The sequence below is a fragment of the Xanthomonas euvesicatoria genome (assembly GCF_013112235.1).
In the GTDB taxonomy this organism is placed as follows: Bacteria; Pseudomonadota; Gammaproteobacteria; order Xanthomonadales; family Xanthomonadaceae; genus Xanthomonas; species Xanthomonas euvesicatoria.
The window spans coordinates 2,940,956-2,963,860 of record NZ_JABFFS010000001.1; the positions used below are offsets into that span (position 1 = coordinate 2,940,956).

Annotated in this window: 23 protein-coding genes, 1 other RNA gene and 3 pseudogenes; 16 read left to right on the top strand and 11 right to left on the bottom strand. The window is 66.0% G+C overall.

Going from position 1 to position 22,905, the window contains the following annotated elements; all coding sequences use genetic code 11:
- Positions 1 to 8: 8 nt before the first annotated feature.
- Positions 9 to 584, bottom strand: coding sequence for an N-acetylmuramoyl-L-alanine amidase (locus HLH45_RS12725; RefSeq protein ID WP_008576336.1), 576 nt, complete (start codon positions 582 to 584; stop codon positions 9 to 11).
- Positions 585 to 607: 23 nt separating this feature from the next.
- Between HLH45_RS12725 and HLH45_RS12730 the strand changes: the two genes are divergently transcribed.
- The 8 genes and pseudogenes from HLH45_RS12730 (at position 608) to HLH45_RS12765 (ending at position 7,404) form a co-directional block, all read left to right on the top strand.
- A complete protein-coding gene (locus HLH45_RS12730; RefSeq protein ID WP_008576334.1) occupies positions 608 to 1,099 on the top strand; it encodes an MOSC domain-containing protein in 492 nt (163 codons plus the stop codon).
- Positions 1,096 to 1,623, top strand: a complete 528-nt coding sequence (locus tag HLH45_RS12735) for an alpha/beta hydrolase (protein ID WP_008576332.1) — start codon at positions 1,096 to 1,098, stop codon at positions 1,621 to 1,623. The genes HLH45_RS12730 and HLH45_RS12735 overlap by 4 nt, the downstream gene beginning before the upstream one ends.
- Positions 1,624 to 1,663: 40 nt before the next feature.
- The gene (locus HLH45_RS12740; protein ID WP_008576330.1) at positions 1,664 to 2,170 is read left to right on the top strand and encodes a GNAT family N-acetyltransferase; all 507 of its coding nucleotides are present in this window, start codon (positions 1,664 to 1,666) and stop codon (positions 2,168 to 2,170) included.
- Between the two features lie 297 nt (positions 2,171 to 2,467).
- A pseudogene (locus HLH45_RS12745) lies at positions 2,468 to 2,963 on the top strand (ATP-binding cassette domain-containing protein); the annotation flags it as partial.
- Positions 2,960 to 3,151, top strand: coding sequence for a hypothetical protein (locus HLH45_RS22000; RefSeq protein WP_074053196.1), 192 nt, complete (start codon positions 2,960 to 2,962; stop codon positions 3,149 to 3,151). The pseudogene HLH45_RS12745 and the gene HLH45_RS22000, both read left to right, overlap by 4 nt.
- Positions 3,148 to 5,283, top strand: coding sequence for a bifunctional 23S rRNA (guanine(2069)-N(7))-methyltransferase RlmK/23S rRNA (guanine(2445)-N(2))-methyltransferase RlmL (gene rlmKL, locus HLH45_RS12755; RefSeq protein ID WP_008576327.1), 2,136 nt, complete (start codon positions 3,148 to 3,150; stop codon positions 5,281 to 5,283). Before HLH45_RS22000 ends, rlmKL begins: the two co-directional genes overlap by 4 nt.
- Before the next feature lie 220 nt (positions 5,284 to 5,503).
- Positions 5,504 to 6,280, top strand: coding sequence for an NAD kinase (locus HLH45_RS12760; protein WP_008576325.1), 777 nt, complete (start codon positions 5,504 to 5,506; stop codon positions 6,278 to 6,280).
- A gap of 167 nt (positions 6,281 to 6,447) precedes the next feature.
- On the top strand, positions 6,448 to 7,404 hold the full coding sequence (locus HLH45_RS12765) for a 5'-nucleotidase (RefSeq protein WP_014089840.1): 957 nt from the start codon (positions 6,448 to 6,450) through the stop codon (positions 7,402 to 7,404).
- 30 nt (positions 7,405 to 7,434) lie between these two features.
- Here the strand turns inward: HLH45_RS12765 and HLH45_RS12770 are convergent, their stop codons facing one another.
- Genes HLH45_RS12770 through sbcB form a run of 4 tightly spaced genes read right to left on the bottom strand, consistent with a single transcriptional unit; the run spans position 7,435 to position 11,148 of the window.
- The gene (locus tag HLH45_RS12770) at positions 7,435 to 7,986 is read right to left on the bottom strand and encodes a DUF2939 domain-containing protein (protein WP_008576322.1); all 552 of its coding nucleotides are present in this window, start codon (positions 7,984 to 7,986) and stop codon (positions 7,435 to 7,437) included.
- A gap of 41 nt (positions 7,987 to 8,027) precedes the next feature.
- The gene (locus HLH45_RS12775; protein WP_008576320.1) at positions 8,028 to 9,020 is read right to left on the bottom strand and encodes an aldo/keto reductase; all 993 of its coding nucleotides are present in this window, start codon (positions 9,018 to 9,020) and stop codon (positions 8,028 to 8,030) included.
- Positions 9,020 to 9,706: a DUF2461 domain-containing protein gene (locus HLH45_RS12780; protein ID WP_008576319.1), complete on the bottom strand. Its 687-nt coding sequence runs from the start codon at positions 9,704 to 9,706 to the stop codon at positions 9,020 to 9,022. Before HLH45_RS12780 ends, HLH45_RS12775 begins: the two co-directional genes overlap by 1 nt.
- Positions 9,703 to 11,148, bottom strand: a complete 1,446-nt coding sequence (gene sbcB / locus HLH45_RS12785) for an exodeoxyribonuclease I (protein WP_008576316.1) — start codon at positions 11,146 to 11,148, stop codon at positions 9,703 to 9,705. The genes HLH45_RS12780 and sbcB overlap by 4 nt, the downstream gene beginning before the upstream one ends.
- A 147-nt stretch (positions 11,149 to 11,295) precedes the next feature.
- On the opposite strand from sbcB, the gene HLH45_RS12790 reads away from it, so the two are divergent.
- A non-coding RNA gene (locus tag HLH45_RS12790) (sX9 sRNA) lies at positions 11,296 to 11,372 on the top strand.
- 239 nt (positions 11,373 to 11,611) lie between these two features.
- Here the strand turns inward: HLH45_RS12790 and HLH45_RS12795 are convergent.
- The 5 genes from HLH45_RS12795 to can all read right to left on the bottom strand — a co-directional run bounded on the left by HLH45_RS12795 (position 11,612) and on the right by can (position 17,928).
- Complete coding sequence (locus tag HLH45_RS12795; RefSeq protein ID WP_008576314.1) at positions 11,612 to 12,979, bottom strand: FAD-dependent oxidoreductase; 1,368 nt, start codon at positions 12,977 to 12,979, stop codon at positions 11,612 to 11,614.
- Positions 12,980 to 13,150: 171 nt separating this feature from the next.
- Positions 13,151 to 14,422 (bottom strand): kynureninase, encoded by a 1,272-nt coding sequence (kynU, locus tag HLH45_RS12800; RefSeq protein ID WP_008576312.1) that lies wholly within the window; start codon positions 14,420 to 14,422, stop codon positions 13,151 to 13,153.
- Between the two features lie 33 nt (positions 14,423 to 14,455).
- Entirely contained in the window at positions 14,456 to 16,636 is a 2,181-nt protein-coding gene (locus HLH45_RS12805; protein ID WP_008576311.1) for an FUSC family protein, read from the bottom strand.
- A 12-nt stretch (positions 16,637 to 16,648) separates the two neighbouring features.
- The gene (locus HLH45_RS12810; protein WP_008576309.1) at positions 16,649 to 17,179 is read right to left on the bottom strand and encodes a 3-hydroxyanthranilate 3,4-dioxygenase; all 531 of its coding nucleotides are present in this window, start codon (positions 17,177 to 17,179) and stop codon (positions 16,649 to 16,651) included.
- Between the two features lie 86 nt (positions 17,180 to 17,265).
- Complete coding sequence (gene can, locus HLH45_RS12815; RefSeq protein ID WP_008576307.1) at positions 17,266 to 17,928, bottom strand: carbonate dehydratase; 663 nt, start codon at positions 17,926 to 17,928, stop codon at positions 17,266 to 17,268.
- Between the two features lie 155 nt (positions 17,929 to 18,083).
- On the opposite strand from can, the gene HLH45_RS12820 reads away from it, so the two are divergent.
- The 5 genes from HLH45_RS12820 to HLH45_RS12840 are packed head-to-tail and all read left to right on the top strand — an operon-like array spanning position 18,084 to position 20,643.
- On the top strand, positions 18,084 to 18,620 hold the full coding sequence (locus HLH45_RS12820; protein ID WP_008576306.1) for a glycoside hydrolase family 108 protein: 537 nt from the start codon (positions 18,084 to 18,086) through the stop codon (positions 18,618 to 18,620).
- A gap of 42 nt (positions 18,621 to 18,662) precedes the next feature.
- Complete coding sequence (locus HLH45_RS12825; RefSeq protein WP_008576304.1) at positions 18,663 to 19,193, top strand: DUF2589 domain-containing protein; 531 nt, start codon at positions 18,663 to 18,665, stop codon at positions 19,191 to 19,193.
- A gap of 51 nt (positions 19,194 to 19,244) precedes the next feature.
- Positions 19,245 to 19,862, top strand: a complete 618-nt coding sequence (locus HLH45_RS12830; protein ID WP_003485902.1) for a DUF2589 domain-containing protein — start codon at positions 19,245 to 19,247, stop codon at positions 19,860 to 19,862.
- A 46-nt stretch (positions 19,863 to 19,908) separates the two neighbouring features.
- On the top strand, positions 19,909 to 20,169 hold the full coding sequence (locus HLH45_RS12835; RefSeq protein ID WP_008576302.1) for a hypothetical protein: 261 nt from the start codon (positions 19,909 to 19,911) through the stop codon (positions 20,167 to 20,169).
- Positions 20,170 to 20,643, top strand: a complete 474-nt coding sequence (locus tag HLH45_RS12840; protein ID WP_008576299.1) for a hypothetical protein — start codon at positions 20,170 to 20,172, stop codon at positions 20,641 to 20,643.
- A gap of 11 nt (positions 20,644 to 20,654) precedes the next feature.
- On the opposite strand, the pseudogene HLH45_RS12845 reads toward HLH45_RS12840, so the two are convergent.
- Positions 20,655 to 20,843: pseudogene (locus HLH45_RS12845) on the bottom strand (hypothetical protein); the annotation flags it as partial.
- Positions 20,844 to 20,895: 52 nt separating this feature from the next.
- Here HLH45_RS12845 and HLH45_RS12850 point away from each other — a divergent pair.
- Both HLH45_RS12850 and HLH45_RS12855 read left to right on the top strand, forming a co-directional pair.
- Positions 20,896 to 21,606, top strand: a complete 711-nt coding sequence (locus tag HLH45_RS12850) for a hypothetical protein (protein WP_029819143.1) — start codon at positions 20,896 to 20,898, stop codon at positions 21,604 to 21,606.
- A gap of 168 nt (positions 21,607 to 21,774) precedes the next feature.
- Positions 21,775 to 22,643, top strand: a pseudogene (locus HLH45_RS12855) (hypothetical protein).
- The last annotated feature ends 262 nt before the right edge of the window (positions 22,644 to 22,905 follow it).

The window sequence follows — 22,905 nt, forward strand, 5'->3', positions numbered from 1 at the left end:
AGCGCCTCCTAACGCGGCGTGTGCGACCAGCTCACCGCCGCTTCGATGCGCGGCCACGGGAACAGCGGGCCGGGGTCGAGCTTGCGCCGGATTTTACGGGCCGGGTCGTCGCTGGCGGCTTCCTGGGTGGTATCCAGCGCCTGATGGCCGGCGATGCGCCGCACCGAGGGCAGCTGCTGCTGCAGCCATTGCAACAAGGTGATCAGCGCGGCGATCTGCGCTTCGGGATAGGGTTCGGTCATCTGCTGATACCGCGAATCCAGCCAGTGCGGATAACGGCCGCGGTTGACCAGTTCGATGCCCAGCGTATGCGGGTTGTGCCCGCGCACATGATGCGCAACGCGCTCCAGGGCGACGTATTGCTGGATGCTGCCGTTGCGATCGAGGTAGTAATGCCCGCTGTTGCCGGTGCCGCTGTCATAAAGCACGCGTTCGCCGTATTCGCGCGCCATCGCCATGTCCGGCAATTCGGTGCAATGGATGACCACCATGTCGATCTGGGTGAGCGCGCGCCTGGCCAACCGCGATTCGTAGGATAACGGCGCATAGGTGATTGGCGGCGACGGCAAGACGGCATCGGACATGGAGCGGATGCTAGCATTGCCCGATGGCTTTGAATCCCGACAGCCCCCTGGGCAAATTGATGGCGACGCTGCCACAGACCGGTCAGGTGACCTGGATCGGTGTGCGCCCGGCGCGTGAGGTGGCGATGCAGGAAGTGGACGCGGCGCAGGTGAGCACCGGTATGGGTCTTGTGGGAGACCGCTACAAGGGTGGCAGCGGCAAGCGCGGCGTGACCCTGATCCAGGCCGAGCATTTGCCGGTGATCGCGGCGCTGTCAGGACACGCCACCATCGCGCCGGCGACGCTGCGGCGCAACCTGGTGGTGTCCGGAATTGCGTTGATCGCGCTGAAAGGGCGGCGATTCCGAATCGGCGAAATCGAATTGGAAGGCACCGACCCGTGCGACCCATGTTCGCGCATGGAAGATGCCCTGGGTGCGGGCGGCTATAACGCCATGCGCGGCCACGGTGGGCTGTGCGCACGCGTGCTGCGCGGCGGCGTGCTGCGCATCGGCGATACGGTGCAGGCGCTATGAGTCGCGGCCATTGCATCCTCTCGCACGGCTTCGAAAGCGGCCCGGACGCCTTGAAGGTGACCGCGCTGGCCAACGTGGCCGAGCAGTTGGGCTGGACCCATGAGCGCCCGGATTACACTGACCTGGATGCACGCCGCGAGGTGAGTACGCTGGGCGACGTGCCAGGCCGGCTGCAACGCCTGCTGGAAATTGCGCGGGCGGCGGCCGAGAAGGGGCCGGTGGTGCTGGCCGGCTCCAGCCTGGGCTCGTATATCGCCGGGATGGTGTCGTTGCAGGTGCCCACGCGCGGCCTGTTTCTGATGGTGCCGCCGACCAAGATGGGCCCGATGCCGGCGCTGGACGCCGCATCGGTGCCGATCTCGATCGTGCATGCCTGGCGCGACGCGTTGATTCCGGCTGCCGACGTGATTGCCTGGGCGCAGGCCCGGCATGCGCGCCTGCTGCTGGTCGACGATGACCATCGTCTGGCCTCGCACGTCGACGCCTCGGCGCGCGCGTTCGCAGCGTTGTTGCAGGGCCTGTGATGCGGACGGTTGCCAGCCATGGCTGCGCGCGGTGCCACCGATGAACGTGTTGATCCGCGAAGCCACCGAAGGCGACGCCGCTGCCATCGAACTGCTGACCATGGTGGCCTTCATGCGCGCCGAACACAGCCGGCATGACGAGCACCAGGTGATTGCAGGATTGCGTCAGGACGGCGCACTCGTGTTGTCGCTGGTCGCCGACCACGACGGCTACGTGGTCGGGCATCTGGCCGTCTCGCCGGTGGCGCTGTCGGACGATTCGCCCGGCTGGTTCGCGCTTGGCCCGCTGGCCGTGGGGCCCGGCCATCAACGGCAAGGGCTGGGGACGCGGCTGGTGCAGGCCGCGCTTGCCACGTTGCGCGAGCGCGGCGCCGCAGGCTGCCTGGCGCTGGGCGAGCCGGCGTTTTTCCGGCGCTTGGGCTTTGCGGTCGAACCTGGCCTGGCGTTGCCCGAGGTGCCTGCATCGGAATTGCAAGCCCTGGCGTTCGGCGACCGGCTGCTGCCGCTGGCCGATGTGGCTTACCACCCGGCGTTCGGGCTGGGTTGAGCGCCGGCTGCATTGGCCCGGCCTGTTGCGCCGGTGTCGCTGCCAGTGCGGCGGGTTGGACTGGCTGCACTTCACCTGTTGAGGATTGGTCCGATGCGCCATTGACGCCGCCGTCGTGATGACGGCCTACCCGCTGCTGGTCCGGTTGGATCAGCACGTGTGTTGGCATGCAATGGAGACCCGGATGACTGTCCGTCGCTGACGCTGGAAAGCGTGGCGTATGCGCTGCCCGATGGCAGCGCGCTGTTTTCCGATCTGAACATCCATATCGACCAACGCGCGACCGGCTTGGTCGGGCGCAATGGCCTGGTCGGCCCGAACGGCAGCGGCAAGTCCACATTGCTGCAGCTGCTGGCGGGCGCCTCCAGCCCGGCGCCGGGCATTGCCAGGTGCATGCGCCGACCGCCTATCTGGATCAGCACCTGGCGCTGCTGGACCCGGCGCGCTCGGTCGTTGCGCAGTTGCAGGACGCGGATCCAGCTGCGCCGGCCCACGCACAGCGGCTGCGCCTGGCGCTGCTGGGGCTGGACCGGGCGCGTGCCGACCTGCCCTGCAGCCAGCTCAGCGGCGGCCAGCGGCTCAAGCCGGCACTGGCCTGCGCGCTGTACCGGGCGCAGCCGGCGCAACTGCTGTGCTGGACGAGCCCACCCACCACCTGGATCTGGCCTCGGTGGAAGCGATCGAGGCGCTGCTGCGTGGCCATCAGGGGGCGCTGATCGTCGCCTCGCATGATGCCGCCCTCCTGCAGCGGTTGGGCCTGCAGCAGCGCCTGGACACGGCACAGGCGCAATAGGGGCTGGCGGCGTGGTGAACCGTGCGGCGGGCGATCCGGGCGCCGGGCTGGTAATGCCGGCCGCGATGGCCGACCATTTGCGGCCCGTCCACCGCGGCCGCGGCATTGCCCACCCAGGCGCCGGCCCGCTGTCCTGCTTTCACGCTCGCCGCCGCGGCCAGCGTCTCTATCGATACCTGCCTACGTGAAATTCTTCGCATCCTGCGCCAAGGGCCTGGAATACCTGCTTGCCGACGAGCTGCTTGCGCTCGGTGCCAGCAAGGCCACCGCCACTATTTCCGGCGTCAACGTCGAAGGCGAACTGCGCGATGCGCAGCGCGCCGTGCTGTGGTCGCGCCTGGCCAGCCGCGTGCTGTGGCCGCTGACCGAATTCGATTGCCCGGACGAAGACGCGCTGTACGCCGGCGTCGCCGAACTGCCCTGGGACGCGCATCTGTCTGTGGGGCATACGCTGTCGGTGGACGCACATGTGTCCGGGACCGCCATCACCCACGCACGCTATGCGGCGCAGCGCATCAAGGACGCGGTGGTGGACACCATGCGCCGGCAGGGGCTGGAGCGCCCGTCGGTGGACGTGGAAAACCCCGACCTGCGCCTGAACCTGTCGCTGCGCAAGGGCCGCGCCACCATTTCGGTGGACCTGGGCGGCGGCCCGCTGCATCGACGCGGCTGGCGCATGGCGCAGAACGAGGCGCCGTTGAAGGAAAATCTGGCCGCAGCGGTGCTGATGCGCGGCGGCTGGCCGCGCGCCTATGCCGATGGCGGCGGCTTGCTCGACCCGATGTGCGGCAGCGGCACGCTGCTGATCGAAGGCGCGCTGATGGCCGCCGATGTCGCGCCCGGTCTGCAGCGCTACGGCAGCGATGTGCCCAGCCGCTGGCGCGGCTTCGACCGCGAGAGCTGGCAGCAGCTGGTGAGCGAGGCGCGCGAACGCGACGGCGTCGGCCGTGCTGCGCTCAAGCAGGTGATCCATGGCAGCGACATGGACCCGCACGCCATCCGCGCCGCGAAAGAGAATGCGCAGGTGGCCGGCGTGGCCGAGGCGATCTGGTTCGGCGTGCGCGAAGTCGGTGAGTTGCAGACGCCGCCGCAGGCCACCGGCGTGGTGGTGTGCAATCCGCCGTACGACGAGCGCCTGGCCGCCGATGCGGCGCTGTATCGCCGTCTGGGCGATACCTTGCAGCGCGTCGTGCCGCAGTGGCGTGCCAGCCTGCTGTGCGGCAATGCCGAGCTGGCGTATGCCACCGGCCTGCGCGCGGGCAAGAAATACCAGCTGTTCAACGGTGCGATCGAATGCGCGTTGATCGTCTGCGACCCGATCGCAGTGCCGCGACGCACCCCGCTGGCAGCGCCGACCGCGCTCAGCGAGGGCGCGCAGATGGTGGCCAACCGGCTGCGCAAGAATCTGCAGAAATTCAAGAAGTGGCGCGCGCGCGAAGGCATCGAATGTTTCCGCGCCTACGACGCCGACCTGCCGGAATATTCCGCCGCCATCGACGTGTATCAGCAAGCCGACGGCGACCGGCGCATCTTCCTGCATGTGCAGGAATACGCGGCGCCGGCGACGATTCCCGAGGCCGATGTGCGCCGTCGTCTCAACGAATTGCTGGCCGCCGCACGCGAGGTCTTCGAAGTGCCGGCCGAGCGCGTGGCGCTGAAGTCGCGCGAGCGCGGCAAGGGCGGCAGCAAGTACGGCCGTTTCGAACAGCGCAACGAAATCGTCCACGTGCGCGAACACGGCGCGTTGCTGCGCGTGAACCTGTTCGATTATCTGGATACCGGGCTGTTCCTGGACCATCGCCCGCTGCGCGGCACCATGGCGCAGCAGAGCAAGGGCCGGCGTTTCCTCAACCTGTTCTGCTACACCGGCGTGGCCAGCGTGGAAGCGGCGGTGGCCGGTGCGGCGTCCACCACCAGCGTTGATCTGTCGGCAACCTACCTGCAGTGGTGCGCCGAGAATCTTGCGTTGAACGGGCTGGCCGGCAGCAAGCACAAACTGGTGCAGGCCGATGCGCTGGCCTGGCTGGAAGCCGAGCGTGCACACTTCGATGTGATCTTCTGCGACCCACCGACCTTCTCCAACTCAGCGCGTGCGGAAGATTTCGATATCCAGCGCGAGCATGTGCGTCTTTTGCGCGCGGCCGTGGCGCGGTTGGCGCCGGGGGGCGTGTTGTATTTCTCCAACAACTTCCGTCGCTTCAAGCTGGACGAGGAAGGGGTGGCGGAGTTCGCGCAGTGCGAAGAAATCAGCCCGCGCACCATCGACCCGGATTTCGAGCGGCATGCGCGCATTCATCGCGCCTGGCGGTTGACGGCCTGAGCTCGCGCCGGTTGCGTCCGATGGCGCGCCGGCTCGGCTCGCGTAGACGCCAGCAGACGCGGTTGCCAAAGTGCCATGCGTCGCAGGCGCGGGAGCGCGTGCTTGCCACGACGCGACCGCTGCCGTGCACGCGCAGAAGGCGTGGGCATGATCGCAACGCACCCACAACAAGCCCAGCACAGGGCTGCGGTATGCTGATTCGCATGCTCTGGAGTCAACGATGACCGCACCACCTCGCATCGCTTTTCTTGCCAGCCCCGCCGAGCCGGCGGTGGCCGCGCGCGCACGCCTTACGCAGCGCTATGGCGACCATGCCCTGGACAGCGCCGACATCGTCTGTGCGCTGGGCGGCGACGGGTTCATGTTGCAGACGCTGCACCGGCATGGCGCCTCCGACAAGCCGGTGTTCGGCATGAAGCTGGGCTCGGTCGGCTTTTTGATGAACCAGTACCGCGACAACGAAGACGACCTGCTCGAGCGCCTGCAGCGCGCCGAGCCAGCGTATCTGCGGCCGCTGGAAATGCAGGTGCAGACCGAATCCGGTGCCAGTGCCGGCTCGCTGGCCTACAACGAGGTCTCGCTGCTGCGGCAGACCCGGCAGGCCGCGCATCTGAGCGTGGATCTCAACGGCCAGACCCGCATTGCCGAGCTGATCGGCGACGGCGTGATGGTGGCCACGCCGGCCGGCAGCACGGCGTACAACTATTCGGCGCACGGGCCGATCCTGCCGCTGGGCTCGCATACGCTGGCGCTGACGCCGATCGCGCCGTATCGTCCGCGGCGCTGGCGCGGCGCCATCCTCAAGGCAGATACCGAAGTGCGCTTCCGCGTGCTCGACCCGTACAAGCGCCCGGTCAGCGTCACCGCCGACTCGCACGAAATCCGCGACGTGGTCGAAGTGACCATCCGCGAATCCACGCAGCGCCAGGTCACGTTGTTGTTCGATCCCGAACACAATCTGGAAGAGCGTATTTTCAGCGAGCAGTTTGCGGTGTGAGGAGCGGTGATTTGGGATTCGAGATTCGGGATTGGCAACGGCAGCAGCGTGCCACGTCGTCTTTAGAATCGCGCGCACGCGCTACGATGCTGCGCGGATGGGCGATCAAATCCCGACCTCCAGTTCCTGCTTTAAACCAATTCCCAATCACCAATCCCGGCCTCCCAATGCCCGACAACTCCCCAAGGTTATTGACCGTCGCGGTGACCTCGCGCGCCCTGTTCGATCTCGAAGAAGGCCATGCACTGTTCGAGGCCGACGGAGTGGAGGCGTATTCGGCGTTCCAGCGCGAGCATGAGGACGACATCCTGCAACCTGGCGTTGCGTTCCCGGTGGTGCGCAAGCTGCTGGCGCTCAATCACGATGTGCCCGAGGACGCGCCGCGGGTGGAAGTCATCCTGCTGTCACGCAATTCCGCCGATACCGGCCTGCGCATCTTCAACTCGATCCAGCATTACAACCTGGGCATCGTGCGTGCCACCTTCACCTCGGGCGAGCCGACCTGGCCGTACGTCAAGCCGTTCGGGACCGATCTGTTTCTTTCGGCCAATCCGGAATCGGTACGGCGCGCGCTGAGCCATGGCATCGCGGCGGCGACCATCATGCCGCGCGCACTGGGCGAACGCGCCGAGGCCGCGGCGGCAATCGTGGACAACGACGAAAGCCGTTTGTCGACGCAGCTGCGGATCGCCTTCGATGGCGATGCGGTGATCTTCGGCGACGAGAGCGAACGCATCTCGCGCGAGCAGGGCGTGGAAGCCTTCGGGCGTCACGAGCGCGAGCGCGCACGCGAGCCGTTGTCGGTGGGGCCGTTCCGTAATTTTCTGGCGGCCCTGCACACCTTGCAGGCGGCGTTTCCGCCCGGCCAGGCCTCGCCGATCCGCACGGCGCTGGTCACTGCGCGCTCGGCGCCGGCGCATGAGCGGGTGATCCGCACCTTGCGCGAGTGGGGCGTGCGTCTGGACGAGGCGCTGTTCCTGGGCGGGCGTCACAAGGGCCCGTTTCTTCAGGCGTTTGGTGCGGATATCTTCTTCGACGATTCGCAGCACAACATCGACAGTGCGCGCCAGCATCAGCACGTGGCCGCCGGACATGTGCCGCACGGCGTGGCCAACGAAGGATAAGGCGAAGGCGGCTGCGTTGCTCACCCGGCATCATGGCGCCGGTGACAACGCCAACTGGAGGTCCACCACCTTCCAGCGCAACCCTTGTGGTTCCAGCACCACCTTCAGTGGTGGTTCGCCGGGGGTGCGTTCGACGTCGATCACGAAGCGGTCCAGCGTCTCGAAGCGGTGTTTGGCGTTTTTCAGCGGTCGCGCGGGTTCGGTGGGGCCGAAGGGATCGCCGCCCTGCAGTTCATTGCGGCCGCGCTTCCATAGCACATGCCCCTGCAACAGTGCACCGATGCCGATCGGCGTCACCAGCGTATCCACCGCCGCACCACCGAGCTGGTTCCCCAGGCCATACAGCAACGTGCCCCACGGACCGGTGGCGATGTCTGGACCGGCTTGCCGCACCAGATAATCGTTGAGCTGGGCGCGCAAGCTGCTGCGCACACGCGGGAAGTCGACATAACGTTCCAGTGCAGCGGTGTCGCGTTGCTCGATGGCCTTGGACAGGCCATGCATGGTCATGTACGGCCCGCCGAACCACCACGCAGTGACGGTCAGCAGGAAAGCGATAAGGACGCCGATGGTTTTTTTCATGGCGCCCAGACTGCCGCAATCGCCGCCGCCGCAGGTGAAGATCAGTGACTGGGAGAGCCGCGGCCATCGCCGAAGGCGGTGACCAGACGTTGCCGTTGGACGGCGTCCAGCGCGTGTATGCGGGTCTGCAGCACTTCATCCAGATTGCTGATGCGCGTGGTGCCCAGGATGCCGCTGGCCACACCCGGGTGTTGCAGCACATAAGCGAATGCCGTTTGCGCCGGGCGCTGACTATCGATCGAAGCCACTGCATTGCGCATGTTGCGTGAGCACTGCATCAACGCGCGGCTGCTGGGCTTCAGCCAGGCGCGTGCCAGATACCAGGCGTCGGCCAGATGCGGCAGGCGCGCACGCGCGGGCAAGAGGTGGCCCTGCGCAAGCACGGTGCCGGCCAGTACGCCAATGCCCGCGTTATGCAGCTGGTCGATCAGCGGTTCACGGTCCTGCTGCAGCGCGTTGTAGTCCAGCAGCACCACATCGAAGACGTCGGGGTTGGCGATCATCCAGCGCAGGGTCGATGCCGAATGCGTATTGATGCCGGTGTGGCGGATCAGGCCGCGTTCGCGCAGACGCTGCATCGCCAGCAGCAGGTCGTCATTGATGTCGTGCTCGCTGGCGCCGTGCAGCTGGTAGATGTCGAGATAGTCCAAGCCAAGATTGCGCAGCGATGCTTCGCAACTGGCCGTGATCGCTGCAGCAGAGAAATCACGCTGTTCGGCACCACTGATACCGGCCTGGCCGGTCAACGTACCGCCCTTGCTGGACACGACAAGCGAATCCCGCGAACGCTGCGCCAGCAGGGGGCGCAGGATCCGCCCCAGGCGCGGTTCCGCATGGAAAGCGGAGTAATTGTGGCCGGTGTCGAGCAGGTTCACGCCTTGCGCCAGCGCGTGCTCGACCACCCGTGCGGCGGCGCCCTCGTCGAAGCGCCGGTGGCCCCAAAAACCGGAACATCCCAGACCGATCGGCGAGACCAATAGCTTGGTGCGGCCCAGCGTCCGGCGCTGCCGGCCAAGCGGTAGATCCTGTGTCATCAAAATTCCAGGTCCAAAGCCGCGCACAGGTAATCGACAAACGGGGCCAGGATCACCAGGTCCGTCTCGATAGTCTGGCGCAGTCGCGGCCCGGTCATGATGCTGTCGTCTAGGTGACGCAAGTACGCCCAGTTGCGGTGCTTGAGATCCTCGATGAACTCGAAGTCGTTGGGGAATCCACGCGGTGCGCGCACCAGTTTTTCGCTGTCGTCCATGGTGAATTTGCGCAGCAGTTTCGGGTTATGCGCGGCGGCCTTCCAGCTGCCGGGATTGTCGAAAATGAACTGGCGCAGCTTGCGTTGCGTGTCCGGCTCCGGATGCCACAGGCCGGCGCCGACAAAACTTTCGCCCGGCTGCAGGTGGATATAGAACGATGGCGCCGGCATCTGGCGGCGGCGTTCATGGAACAGGCGTGCGCCTTGCCAGTTCTTGTAAGGCGATTTGTCGTTGGAAAACCGCGCATCGCGATAGATGCGAAACAGCGAGCCGCCCTGGGTTTTGGGATCGGCGCGATAGTGTTCGCTGACCTGTGCCAGTGCCGGCTGCAGATCGGTGATCAGCTGCAGAAACGGCTGGCGCACATGCGCCTCATACTGATGCCGATGGTCGTTGAACCAGGTCTTGTCGTTGTGGCGGGCCAGGGCGCGCAGGAACTTGAAGCTGGCGTCGGAAAAGTAGGTGGTCATAGCGTGCGTTGGAGGTCCGAACCCCAGGCGGCGAGCTGATCGAGTAGGGCTTGCTTGGTAGCATCGTCGGGGTGAGTACGCCGTAAATCCGCAATCTGCGCGTGGTATTGCTCCAGGGTGACTTCACCCAGGCCGCGGTCTTCGAGCAGGCGCTGGCGGCGATACACGTTCCAGCGCTCCTGTTCCTCGAACGAGAGTGTCTGCGGCCAGTTGCGCGCGCGGTAGCGAAACAGCAGCTCGATCAGGCGCGGGTCGCGAAAGCGCGCTTCCAGCGCGCCCAGTTCGTCCGGCGCGCTGGCGCGGACCTGTGCAAGCAAGCGTTTGTCGCCTTCGGCCAGAAATCCATCGTAGAGCGAGGCATCGGCATCGTTGACCGCCGCTACCGCGGCGCGTTCGCTGCCGTAGACCTGGCGCACCTTCTCGGCAAGTTCAGGGCCCAAGGCGCGCAAGCGTGCCGCCTTGGCCACTACCGCGTCGTGATCCACACCCAGGCGCTGAAAATCTGCAGCGCGCAGATGCTGCCAGGCCACCAGCGCGGGCGACTTGTTCAGATGCACTTCCTTCAACGGAATGCGCTGTTCGCCTTCCGGCAGATCCGCGGCGCGGATGTACAGGCGGTCGGCAATATCGTCGGGGCTCAGCCGCAACAACACCTCCGGGTCGCCCTCCAGATCGAACACGATCACGCGGCTGTCGATGCGCGGGTGGCGCGTCAGCGGCAACACCGCCGCGGCGCACAGGCGCGAGGCGGGGTAGCGCTGCGAGATATGCAGCACCGGCTGCATGGCGATGACATCCAGCAAGGTGGCGGCAAAGCGCTTGTCGCGCAGGCGCAGCGCGTAGTCCCACAACTTTGGCTGGTGCTGCTGGAATTTGCGCGCCATGCCGATGGTGGCGTACACGTCCGACAAGGCTTCGTGCGCATCGCCTTCGCGCACATCGTTGGCATCGGCCAGGTGCTCCAGCTTGAACGAGGTAGCGCCATCTTCGCGCTGCGGCCAGACGATGCCGTCCGGGCGCAGCGCATGGACCAGTCGCAGCACATCCAGCAGGTCCCAGCGCGAGTTACCGCCACGCCACTCGCGCTCGTACGGGTCGTAGAAATTGCGGAACAGGCCGCAGCGGATGAATTCGTCGTCGAAGCGGATCGAGTTGTAGCCCAGCGTGCAGGTCTGGGGCCGGCCCATTTGTTCGGCGATGCGCGCGAACGCCTCTGCTTCGGTGACGCCTTCGCGCAGCGCATGTTGCGGGGTGATGCCGGTCACCATGGTGGCATAGGGCGAGGGCAGCAGATCATCGGCCGGCTGCACGAAAAAGCTGATGGGCTCTTCGATCACGCGCAACTGCGCATCGGTGCGCACCGCAGCGAACTGTGCGATGCGGGTGCGGCGTGGATCCTGGCCGAAGGTTTCCAGGTCGTAGAAGAGAAAGCTGTCAGGCATGCGGGTACGACATCCAGATGCGCGGCGCACGGCGTATGCGCTGCCGGTGCCGCCCAGTATCCCTCATCGCGGCAACGTCACGCTAAGAGCAGCCAACAAAACTACCGCGCAGCCGCCAGGCGGGTGCGGCCGGTGCTCGGAATCCTCATGTACCACGCGTGCACTGCGGTTCTGAGCGCGCCGTCCGCGCCCACCTGACGACTGCTCACTACGTTTTGTTAGCCGCTCTAAGGCGTGGCCGTGCGGGAGGTGAGCCACGTCCAGGAGCGAAGCGCTCGCCTGGCGGGCCGGGTGCGGCGTTTTTCCGGCGCTGGCGACCCCCAATGGGGCGCTTGCAAGTGCCTGGCAGCTGCAGCCACCGCCACCGCACCGGAAGGACATTCGACCGGGCGCCCATCGCAAGCCGGCACGTCACCGTCGCCCGTGCAAGCATCAACGCCGTCCTCCGTGTCTTCCGCAGAGGTCAATGCGCGCCGTCCAGCGGCTCCAGGCGTGCGTGCACAACCGCTTCCAAGGCAGCCCAGTCGATGCGCGACAGATCGCGGTGTCCCCGCGTGGCCTCCACCAGGATCTGGCGCTGGATCTCGCTGCGCGCCAACGCAATCGAATAGCGCGTGCGCAGGAACGTCACCATGGTGTAGTGCGGCACGAAGCGGGTGGGCCAGCGCGCCTGCAATTGCTGTTCGAGCTCGCGCTGCAGCAGGAAGTCGGGGTCGTCGACGCGGTCGCGCATTTCCAGGTAGTTCTCCAGCGCCATCTGCTGGATGGCGGCCGCATCGTCGCGACGCGCAGCCTCGAAGGCCGCGAACGCGCTGGCGAGGTCGTCGTGCGCGTCCAGCTGATCTGCCAACGCCACGCAATCTTCGAATGCGCAATTCATGCCCTGCCCGTGGAATGGCACCATCGCATGGGCGGCGTCGCCGATCAGCAATGCGCGGCCATCCAGATGCCAGCGATCCAGGGTCAGCGTGCCGAGCAGTCCGGGCGGATGCTCTTCCCAATGCTCCCTGAGCTGCGGAATCAGCGGCAATGCGTCCGGGAAATCGCGTGCGAACAAGGCCAATGCTTCATCGCCGGTGCGCGTGGTGGCAAAGCTCGGCTCGCCGGCGTTGGGCAAGAACAGGGTGACGGTGAACGTACCGCCATCGTTTGGCAGCGCAATGCACATGTAGCGCCCGCGCGGCCAGAGATGCAGCGCGTTGCCTTCGATCCGGAATCCGCCGCCCGGCTGCGGCGGAATTTCCAGCTCCTTGTACGAGTGATCGAGGAATTCGGTGCGTTCGCCCAGCGGCGATTTGCGCTGCATCGCCGCGCGCAAGGCCGAGCCGGCTCCATCGCTGCCGATCAAGCTCTGAAAGTGGATCTCGTGCGGCTGGTCGTCGCGGTCGTCGATGAAGCGCGCATAGCCGGCGTCGAAGTCCACGGTATGCAGGCGGCGGTAGAAATGCACGCGCGCGCCGGCCTGTTCGGCCAGGTCGAGCAGGGCGACATTCAGCGCGGCGCGGTGGATCGACCAGATCACCTCGCTGTCGTCGCGCCCGTAGCGTTGCAGCTGCGGTTGGCCGATGATTGGGTGCACCATGCGGCCACGCATCATGACCGCCTTGGCCATCACCGCATCTTCGGCGCCGGCCTGGCGCAGCGCATGCCGGCCGCGTTCGGCCAGCGCCAGGTTGATCGAGCGGCCGGACTCGTAGCCCTTGATGCGCGGGTCGCCACGCCGTTCGTATACGGTGACCTGCCAGCCGCGACGCGACAGCAGGATGGCCAGCAGGCAACCGGCCAGACCGGCGCCGATCAGGGTCAGGGAACGCGGAGAAACTGGGCTCAATGCAATGTCCGGCAGCAGCCGGACGCAGCGCCGGCGAAAAGGGAAAGACAGCGACTGGCAACGACGGTGGCCCCGGCAGCAGCGCCGGGCGGGCTGGGAGTGTACGTGGGCGCGCGGCGATCCCGCGTGCCGTACAAGTGCTTTGGTGGCACTGCAGTCAGACTGCCGCGCTTAAGCAGCCGCCCAGGCTTCCACCTGCTCGACGAAGGTATGCAGATCGCTGAAGCGGTTGTACAGCGGCACCGGGGCAATACGGATCACGTCCGGTTCGCGCCAGTCGCCGAGCACGCCGGCCGCGTGCAGATGCTCGAACAGCGCGCGGCCCTTTGCGCGTCCGCCGGCCACCCGCAGCGACAGCTGGCAACCGCGTCGTGCAGGTTCTGCCGGGGTGACGATCTGTAGTACCTGCGGCACCCGCGCGTGGATCAATTGCTCCAGATGCCCGGTGAGCTGTTCGGATTTGGCGCGCAACGCAGCCATGCCGGCCTGGTCGAACAACGCCAGCGACGCGCGCAGCGGTGCCAGCGCCAGCACCGGCGGATTGCTCAGCTGCCAGCCTTCGGCGCCGGGCGAGGGCACGAACTGCGGGTCCATGCGGAAGCGGGTCTGCTGCTCATGTCCCCACCAGCCGGCCATGCGCGGCAGGTCGCTATTTGCATGCCGCGCGTGCACGAAGCAACCGCCCACCGCGCCGGGGCCGGCGTTGAGATATTTGTAGTGGCACCACACCGCGAAATCCACGCCGTCGTCGTGCAGGGTCAGCGGGAGATTGCCCACCGCGTGCGCCAGATCGAAACCGACCGCCGCGCCCTGCGCGCGCGCCAGCCGCACGATCTCGGCCAGGTCGAAGGCCTGCCCGGTGCGGTACTGGATGCCCGGCCACAGCACCAAGGCCAGGCGCGGGCCATGCTGCGCGATGGCTTCGGCAATGGCCGTCATCGAGACGGTGCCGTTGGGTTCGTCGGCGTCCACTTCGATCAGATGCGTGGCCGGGTCCAACCCGTGCAGGCGCAGCTGCGATTCCACCGCGTGGCGGTCGGATGGAAATGCGCCTGCCTCGATCAGGATCGCGCCGCGCTCGGCAGTGGGACGGTAGAAGCTGGCCATCATCAGATGCAGATTGACGCTGAGGGTGTTCATCGCCACCACTTCGCCGGGTTGCGCGCCGACCACGCGCGCCAGCCCGTCGCGCACGAGTTGGTGGTAGGTCAGCCATTGGGTCGGGCCGGTGAAGTGACCTTCCACCGCCAGCGCGCCCCACCGGTCGAGCACCTCGTCCACCATCGCACGTGCCGCACGCGGCTGCAGGCCGAGCGAATTGCCGACGAAATAGGTCTGATCGTCATCGCCGTGCTGCGGGAACACGAAGGCATCGCGCAGGCCGCGCAGCGAGTCGGCGGCATCCAGGGCAGCAGCATGGGCGCGGGACAGCAGGTCGGTCATCGTCGGGCTCGCAACACGGATCAGGGCGGCAGTTTACCTGCCCGCATCGTGCACGCCGTCATGCACGGCCGGCGCATCGGCCGAGGCCGGTCGGGCAGGGCGCAGCAGGTGGGTGAGCGTGCCGATGCTGTCGGTGACGCGGTCGATGGTGTCGGCCAGCGCGGCGGTGGTTGGGGAACTGTCGGGCAATGCGGCCAGCGCATCGGAAAGCTGGCGCTCGGCGTTGCGCAAGGTGGTCGCGGCAGGAATACCGCCAGTGCGCAGGCAGTCGATCACCGCGGACAGCGCCTCATCGGCCTGCCGCGCGAAGATGGGCAGCGCGTCCAGCGTGGGCAACGGATGGCCATCGCGCAGCGCCGCTTCCAGCAACAAGCTGGCGCGGATCAGCCGGTTGCCATTGGCCAGCAGCGATTCGGCCAGCTTGAGCTCCTGCAGGTTGCGGCGGCTGCGCGGTTCGCCGCGAAGACGCTCGATCGAGGCCTGCGCATTGGTGCGGGCAACACGCGCGGCGGCACGCGTATCGCTCAGACCCTCCATCTGGCCGAGCAGCACATGGCGGAGATGGTCGCGATATGCGCTGAGCAAGTGCGCCAGCGAGGCGCGAATCTGCCGGCGTTCGCGCGTGGGCCACAACGCATAGGCGACCAGCGCCAGCGCGCTGCCGGCCACTGTCGCCTGCAGGCGCGCGCCGACCGCTTCGCCCGGTGCAACGCCTTCGAAGGACAGCAGCAGCACCAGCATGCCGGTCAAAAACGCCACGCCGATGCCGTAGTTCACCTGTGTCAGCAAGCGAAACCCGAGGCAAAACAGCGCCAGCAGGGCCATGCGGACGCTGGCGCCGTCCATGGCCAGGTGCGCGAGCAAGGTGGCAAGCAATAGTCCGACGAAGGTGCCGGCCACGCGCAACGCGCCAAAGCTGAAGGTGCCGCCGAAATCGGGCTTGAGCACGATGGCGGTGGTCATCGGAATCCAGAAGCCGTGCGGAATCTGCTGCCAGCGCTGGAAGGCGATGGCCAGCGCCAGGCACACGCCGCAACGCAACGCGTGCCGGAAGGCGACCGACGACAGGTCCAGATTCGCGCGCAACGTGGCCCAGGTCGCGGCCGGGCGCAACGCCGACGGCAGCCGCGCTTCGGCCAGTTGCGCCTGGATTTCGCCACGGCTGCTGGCCCAGTGCGCGTTGCGGATCAGCGCGCGCAGCTGGCCGCCCAGGCCTTGCGCGCGCGCGACGGCGACACGCACCAGGCGGCGTTCGCGCGTGTCGGCGTTGTCGTGCTGAAACTGTGCCAATGCACCGACCAGATCGTCGAACCCGGTCATCGAGGCATTGGCGGCCTGCGGGTCTTCACCCATGGTCATCGCGTGCGCGAGCTGTTCCAGCACGATGGCGCTGCGTTCGAGCACGCGCTCGATCGCCGGTCGCGCCTGCGAGTCGGTCAGGCGCGTCTCGGCATCGGCCAACGACAGCAGCTCCAGCCGCACCCGATCGCACAGCTCGGCGATGATGCGAAAGCTCTGCACCGCGATCGCGCGCGAGCGATGCTCGCCGTGCAGCATCACCATCGCGTCAAGCACTTCCTGCGTCGCCGGCGGCGCCGCACTGGCGTCCGGGCGCTGCCGCGCGATGCCGGCCAGCTGGCGCATCAGGTCTGCCAATGCAAAGCGTTCCGGGCGATAACGCTGCAGCGGCCACGCCGCCAACGCCAGCACCACCTGCAGCAGTCCGCCAGCGAAGATCAGCGCCGCCACACCGGGCGCCTGCTGCACCGGCAGCCGCATGTCTGCGCTGACGACCAGCAGGATCATGCTGGTCAGGCCCACCCGCGCGGCCACCGGTCCGAGCGCCACCAGCAAGCCGCCGCCCAGGCCGAGCAACAGGCCGGCCAGCACCAGCGTCGGCGTATTGTGGCCGACCCAGATGCCGAGCAAGGCAGCCAGGCCGGCCGCCAGGGCTGCCATCAACATGCGTTGCAGACGCGCGCGATACGGCCCGGGCTGGTCGGAAAACATGGTATTGAGCGCGCCGCTGCACACCGCCAGGCCGGCGGCAACCTGCCCGGTCGCCACGCCGATCGCCAGCGGCAGGACGACTGCAACGGTGTTGCGCAGCGCGACGCGCAGGGGCACGTCGCGCGGTTTGAGGTCGATCAGTGCGCGCAGCATGGTGCCGGTTTCAGAGCATGCGAGCGGCAAACCTGCTGCGCGCGGCCGCATGCCATCGCGCTGTCAGTCCTCGACCGTGGCATAGCGCTCGGGCGCAGGATGCAGATGCCCGCACTGCGAACAGGTGCGCAGCGCCAGCGAACGGTAGAAGCGATCGAACACCGGCGGGAAGTCGGTTTCGATGTTCTTCAGCGGAAACATCGCTTCATACAACTTGTGATTGCACTGCGGGCAATACCATTGCAGGCCGTCCTGCTCGTTGGGCAGGCGCTCGCGTTCGATCACCAGGCCGATCGAGCCGGCCGCGCGTTGCGGCGAGTGCGGCACCTTGGGCGGCAGCAGAAAGACTTCGCCGGCACGGATCGGAATGTCGCGCGCCACGCCCTCGTCCTGCACCTTCAGCACCATTTCGCCTTCGAGCTGGAAGAACCACTCCGGGCCTTCGTCGTAGTGATAGTCGGTGCGCGCGTTCGGCCCGCCGACCACCATGATGATGAAGCCATCCTGCTGGATGCACTTGTTGCCCACCGGCGGTTTGAGCAGATGGCGGTGTTCCTCGATCCAGGCGTGCAGGTTGATCGGCGGGATCAGCATCGACGTTCCTCGGCAAAGTAAGGTATCCGGCTCAGCCGGCCGCGTATGTCCGATGGACGCTGCGGCCGGCCACGTGTGCGTGCGGCTCAGCGCTCGGCGCGATCGGCCTGGATCCGCGCCAGCGCTGCGTCATAGCGTTCCTGCAGCAACTCGGGGCGGTCGATCGACATGCCCAGGTCGTGCGCGCGGCCATCGCGCAGGCTGTATACCCAGCCATGCACGCTCAATTGCTGGCCGCGCTCCCAGGCATCGTGCACGATGGTGGTGCGGCACACGTTGACCACTTGTTCGAGCACGTTGAGCTCGCACAGGCGTGCGTGCTGCACCGACAGCTCGCCGGCGTTGTGCAGGCAGGCTTCGTGCTTGTCGGCCACGTCGGTGACGTGGCGGATCCAGTTGTCGACCAGGCCCATGCGCTTCTGGGTCAGGCTGGCGAACACGCCGCCGCAGCCGTAATGGCCGACCACCAGCACATGCTTGACCTTGAGCACATCCACCGCGAACTGGATCACCGACAGGCAATTCAGATCGGTATGCACGACCACATTGGCGATATTCCGGTGGACGAAGACTTCGCCCGGCGCCATGTCGATGATCTGGTTGGCCGGCACGCGCGAATCGGAGCAGCCGATCCACAGATATTCCGGCGTCTGCTGGGTCGAGAGCTTGGAAAAGAATTCCGGATCCTCGCGGCGGATACGCTCGGACCAGGCGCGGTTGTTTTCAAGCAAGTGGTTAAGCTCGTTCATGCGTGCAGTATTCCAGAAAACGTGGTCGTGGCGGCTTCTATGAGCGCCCAGGATGAATCAGCTTTCAGGCTTAACGGTCTCGGCGAACGACCGATGTCCGGCCAGTGCACCCCTGGGGAAACTGGCGCCACCGATCAACTCCACAGGTGGCGCCGATGGCCGACTTCAACGCGTTCTTTCCGACCTTGCTCAAACACGAAGGCGGTTTCGTCAACGATCCCGTCGATCCGGGCGGAGCGACCAACAAGGGCATCACCCTGTCGACCTTCAAGGCCTGCGCGCAGAACCTGCTGGGCATCGAGCCAAGTCTGGCGAACCTGCGTGCGTTGACCGACGCCCAGGCTGGGGTCATCTACAAGGCGCAGTACTGGGACCGGCTGCGCGCCGATCAGATCGCGCTGCAGCCGTTAGCCAACATCGTGTTCGACTTCTACGTCAACGCCGGCAACAACGCCATCAAACTGCTGCAGACCGTGCTCAACAGCCAGACCGGCGGCAAGTTGGTCGCTGATGGCCGCATGGGGCCGGCCACCTTCGCGGCGCTGGCATCCAGCAACCAGCAAGACCTGTATGCACGCTACAAGGCCGGCCGCAGGGACTATTACCACAGGCTCGTCGCAGCGCGACCGGCGCTTGGCAAGTTTCTCAAGGGCTGGCTGGCGCGCGTGGATTCCTTTCCCGACTCGGTCTGAGCCGGCAGCGGCCCAGCGACACTTCCTACCGACGAGCCCGACATGGCGCAGATATCCCTCAATGATCTGATCGAAGCACTGGCTGGCGCGGTCATCGACGCCCAGGACCGGATCGAGCAACACCAGATGGCCAACCTGGGTGCGTTCTTCGACGAAGACAACCGTCCTAGAAGCGTCCTGATCCGCTTGCCGTCGCAGCACCCGGAAGCGGGTGAGAACGACGAAGACCTGTATCGGGCACCGCTGTTGCCGCTGGTGTCGTCCAACGTCCTGCGGATCAAGGATGTAGAGATCAGTTTCGATGCACAGCTCGGTGAACTCAGCGAGCTGGACGAAGCAGGCGTGCCGGATGCGTTGGCGGTTGCATCCGTCGTCGAGGACTGGCATCCCAAGCCGCCGGCGCTGCCAGGCCAGATCGGCATCGATCTCGGCTCCAACGCAAAAAATGCACGAAACAGTGCGGTGCACGTCGTGTTGCGCGTGGAAGGCAGCGAGCCGACCGAGGGCGTGGCACGTCTCATCAATCGCCTTGCGCAGTCGCAAGGTGTGTTCAAGACGGTCAAGGGAGAGTAACGCCCGCCGTCATCGCTTTCTTCTTAAACAACCGTTCTTCAGGAGAACATCATGAGCGATATCGTCAACATGTCCGACCAGTTCAAGGGCCTGCCGATGGCAGACCTGATCGGCGCCCCGTTGCGTGCAGCCTGCGATGCGCAGGTCATGCTGGCACGGGCCACCGCCGACTTCATCAAGGTCATCGGCTTTCTGCCGCCAACCGACCCTGCCGATCCCAACGGGAACGGCGGCACGCGCACCGCGCAGTTCAAATTCAAGCGCCCGGTCGAAGACCCTAGCGGTACCGGCATGGCAGAGGAGGAAGTGGAGATCGTTGTACCGCTGTTGACCCTCGTCAACGTACCCAACCTGAGCATTCAGACCGTGGACGTCACCTTCGATATGGAAGTCAAATCCTCGTTCTCGGAAAAGGAAGCCGAAGACAAGAGCCTCAAGGTGGATCTGGAAGCCAGCGTCGGCTGGGGTGTCTTCAAAGCCAAGGTCAACGTGCAGGGCTCCGTGTCCAGCCACAAGGAAAATACCCGCTCTTCGGATAACTCGGCCAAGTATCACGTCGCGCTGCACGCCGAAGATCGCGGCACGCCCGAAGGCCTGTCGCGTGTGCTCGACATCCTGCAGACCGCTGCGGCCCCACGCAAAGTCACCGCACCTGTGCCGGTGCCGTAACGTCGCTGGTGCGTCCCGTACTTTCCCCTAACCCGAGTCGTTGCCGATGATGGATTTTTCAGAAGTCAGTTTCATCAAGCGCATCGTCGTCGGCAGCGACAACCCGGCAAAAATGCAGACTGCCGAGCAGGTCGAAGCCGCGCAGCAGTTGCTCAATCGCTGCCTCAGCGAAGCGCCCAGGGGGGCAATTCTCGGAATCGAGAAGAGCTTCAATATCCTGCAGTTGGGCGAGCACCAGGTCGTGCTGCAATGGCTGTGCTACCACGTCGGGTTCAAGCGCAAGCCGGTCTGGCTGACGGAGGCATAGATGGCACGTGCGAGCTATTGCCTCGACACCTTCGTGGAGCTGCTCGACCAGGCCGTCCGACGCGCGCAACAGCGGTGCCGCCAGCGGCACGCTGCAGTCGTAAATGCCGCGGCGGCCGCATGCGACCTGTGGGTGCAGTGCATGGATGCAGAGCAAACGGCGCAGGCCGAAACGGCAACCCTGTTCTCCATTCCTGTGTGCCAATTGCGTGCGCTGCGGCTGCAGCAAATCAGCGAGTTTTCGTTGACGCTGCAAGTGCAGATCGAGCCGGTCACGCAGGCCGACGGTGCGCCCGGGTTGGCATTGCGTCTTGCGCCGCCAGATGGCCGCACGCCTGGGCATACGCTGAAGATCAGCTATCAAGGAGCCGAGCGTCCGCGTGGCGTGCTTTGGTTCGATGGTGTCGCGTTGAAGGAGTGGACGCTGCACCCGTTCATGGACGTGCCACTATCCGATCCAGGAGCGCTGCGGTGAGGCTGCTGCTGTCGGATGCCGATGCCCGGGCGCTCGCCGAGCGGCTGGGAACCGATGTGGCCACCTTGCATGCGGATCTCTGTCGGCAGTCCCGGCGCAAGCTGCGCTCCAGCTTCGTCATCTGCCTGCTTGTTGTTCTGGTCATCGCTGCGTTCGGTGTGCTGAGCGGCAGCGTGATCGATCTCTCCATGCTTTCCAATTTCTTATCGGAGCTTTTTCATGGCTGGTCAACATCGCTATCGACATCACATTTTGCGCATCACCTCGGCACTTGCCTTGTGTGTATCGCTGACTGCAGCGCAGGCAGCTCCGGCGGGCGGGATTCCGGCTGGTGACTGGCGCGGCATCCTGTCCGCCAGCGGCAGTACCGGTCCGGTCTACGTCCGTCTGAGTGCGCGCGCGGCTGGAGGCGAGGGCACCCAGGTGGCGGATCTGCGATTCGGGCCTCCCTACAATTGCGCGCTCGAGTTGCGCGCGCAGCCGGACGGGTATGCGTTGCTGTCGCGCAATGGCGGCAAGTTCTGCGAGGCGCTGACCGGCGGGGTTGCCCAACTCCAGATCGCAGAGGGTGGGGCGCACGGGATGCAGCTCACCTTGTCTGGCGGCGCCTCGCCGTTGGTCGTTGCCCTGAGTCAGAGCAGTGCTGGATTGGCCGAAGCCGGGCGCTGGCGTGGGGCGGGGCTGATCTCCGCCCAGCTGGAGATCGTGGCGACCACGATCCGTCCCGGCGACGTGCTCGGTCGCCTGCGTTACGGTGCTCCACGGGATTGCCAGGTGGAATTGCGCTATGCCGGGCGTGCAGCAGGTGCGTTGAATGCCTGGGTCGTGGCCAACGATAGAGGCTATTGCCGTCAGCTCAGCGATGCCCAGGCCAGTCTGCAGGTTCGTGCAGATGGCAGTGCCGAGCTTGCATTGCTGTTGAAGGGACAGCGAGAGACGGCGCTGTTCGAGCGGATGCCTTGAGGTGTCGTAGCCGCGTGGCTGCCAGTAAGGACGTCATTTATGTGGAAGCGAGCCAGTCGGCGCGCCGGCCTACGACGACGTGCAGTGGCCCAGCCGGTCCCGCCGGCGGATTTCGGCGGGCCGGCATTTTCCAGCGTGCTCGAACAACTGGAGCTCGAATGCCGGGCGATGGTGTCCTACGCACTGAAGCAAGGTCTGGCGATGTCTCCCGATCTGCCTGGCCGGCTGGCAGAGCTGCGCGTGATGCCTGGCGCCTCCTTGCACGGCGAATCCGGCGCGCGCGAATTGGCCGGTCTGCACCGACAGCTGGTGCGTGCGATCCAGCCGGCAACGCCGCAGGCGGTGGTGCTGATCGAGCGCGAGCGCCTGCGCGGTGGCTGGTTGCGCTGGCTGGGGCCGATTCCGTTGATCCGCACCTTGACCTTGACCTCGGTCGGTTGCCTGGCCTCAGTGGTCGGTCTGGCAATGTCCAGCCTGGTGAACGAGCACAACATCACGCTGGGCTTCCTCGCTTCCTCGGGAGCACGCTGGGCTGGAACGTGATGTTCATCCTGGCCTGTGCCGGACTCGGTGCGGCGTTCTCCGCGTTGTTCCAAGCCCATCGTTACGTTGCCGACGCAACATACGATCCGCGCTTCGATTCCTCCTATGCCGCGCGCATGATCCTCGGTCTCATCGCTGGCCTGATCCTGGTGGAGTTGCTGCCGGAGAATCTTTTTGCTGACAGCAGCCTGGGCGCGTTCGGAAAGCCCGCATTGGCGATGATGGGCGGCTTCTCGGCAAGCGCGGTGTATCGCCTGCTGCAACGCATGGTCGAGGTCATGGAAACGGTCGTGCGCGGCGATTCCGGCCAACAAGCCGCTGCCGCGATCCAGTCGCAGCGGGCGTCTGCCGAATCCGAAAGCATCCGCGCCCGTGGCGAACTTGCCGCGGGTCTGTTGGACCTGCAGCGTGAGATGCAGGCCGACCCGCGCCTGGATCAGGTGCGCCAGCAACTGACCGGCCTTGCCAGGCAGATGATGTCAGACGAGTCCTGATCGTTCGCGCATGAAATGCGCTCAGACCCACGTGCGCCCTTCTTTGCCCGTCCGTAGAGTGCGGTTTGGCACGGCCTGCCGGGCATCAGGTGGCAGCGCGCGTTCGCATCGTGCGGCATAGCTCGCTTCGGCGTCGGCGCAAATTGCGTAACACGCTTCAGGCAGGCGCACCCGACACGGCGCCTCAGCGACATTAGCGGCGCTGTCGATACCAGCATCTGATGCTCGCCAAATCAGTTCAAGACCGATGGCCCGGAGATAA

Excerpts from the sequence above, each read along its gene's own strand:
- HLH45_RS12725 (WP_008576336.1), bottom strand. The coding sequence starts at position 584 with ATGTCCGATGCCGTCTTGCCGTCGCCGCCAATCACCTATGCGCCGTTA.
- HLH45_RS12730 (WP_008576334.1), top strand. The coding sequence starts at position 608 with ATGGCTTTGAATCCCGACAGCCCCCTGGGCAAATTGATGGCGACGCTG.
- HLH45_RS12735 (WP_008576332.1), top strand. The coding sequence starts at position 1,096 with ATGAGTCGCGGCCATTGCATCCTCTCGCACGGCTTCGAAAGCGGCCCG.
- HLH45_RS12740 (WP_008576330.1), top strand. The coding sequence starts at position 1,664 with ATGAACGTGTTGATCCGCGAAGCCACCGAAGGCGACGCCGCTGCCATC.
- HLH45_RS12760 (WP_008576325.1), top strand. The coding sequence starts at position 5,504 with ATGACCGCACCACCTCGCATCGCTTTTCTTGCCAGCCCCGCCGAGCCG.
- HLH45_RS12765 (WP_014089840.1), top strand. The coding sequence starts at position 6,448 with ATGCCCGACAACTCCCCAAGGTTATTGACCGTCGCGGTGACCTCGCGC.
- HLH45_RS12770 (WP_008576322.1), bottom strand. The coding sequence starts at position 7,986 with ATGAAAAAAACCATCGGCGTCCTTATCGCTTTCCTGCTGACCGTCACT.
- HLH45_RS12775 (WP_008576320.1), bottom strand. The coding sequence starts at position 9,020 with ATGACACAGGATCTACCGCTTGGCCGGCAGCGCCGGACGCTGGGCCGC.
- HLH45_RS12780 (WP_008576319.1), bottom strand. The coding sequence starts at position 9,706 with ATGACCACCTACTTTTCCGACGCCAGCTTCAAGTTCCTGCGCGCCCTG.
- sbcB (WP_008576316.1), bottom strand. The coding sequence starts at position 11,148 with ATGCCTGACAGCTTTCTCTTCTACGACCTGGAAACCTTCGGCCAGGAT.
- kynU (WP_008576312.1), bottom strand. The coding sequence starts at position 14,422 with ATGACCGACCTGCTGTCCCGCGCCCATGCTGCTGCCCTGGATGCCGCC.
- HLH45_RS12805 (WP_008576311.1), bottom strand. The coding sequence starts at position 16,636 with ATGCGGCCGCGCGCAGCAGGTTTGCCGCTCGCATGCTCTGAAACCGGC.
- HLH45_RS12810 (WP_008576309.1), bottom strand. The coding sequence starts at position 17,179 with ATGCTGATCCCGCCGATCAACCTGCACGCCTGGATCGAGGAACACCGC.
- can (WP_008576307.1), bottom strand. The coding sequence starts at position 17,928 with ATGAACGAGCTTAACCACTTGCTTGAAAACAACCGCGCCTGGTCCGAG.
- HLH45_RS12820 (WP_008576306.1), top strand. The coding sequence starts at position 18,084 with ATGGCCGACTTCAACGCGTTCTTTCCGACCTTGCTCAAACACGAAGGC.
- HLH45_RS12825 (WP_008576304.1), top strand. The coding sequence starts at position 18,663 with ATGGCGCAGATATCCCTCAATGATCTGATCGAAGCACTGGCTGGCGCG.
- HLH45_RS12830 (WP_003485902.1), top strand. The coding sequence starts at position 19,245 with ATGAGCGATATCGTCAACATGTCCGACCAGTTCAAGGGCCTGCCGATG.
- HLH45_RS12835 (WP_008576302.1), top strand. The coding sequence starts at position 19,909 with ATGATGGATTTTTCAGAAGTCAGTTTCATCAAGCGCATCGTCGTCGGC.
- HLH45_RS12840 (WP_008576299.1), top strand. The coding sequence starts at position 20,170 with ATGGCACGTGCGAGCTATTGCCTCGACACCTTCGTGGAGCTGCTCGAC.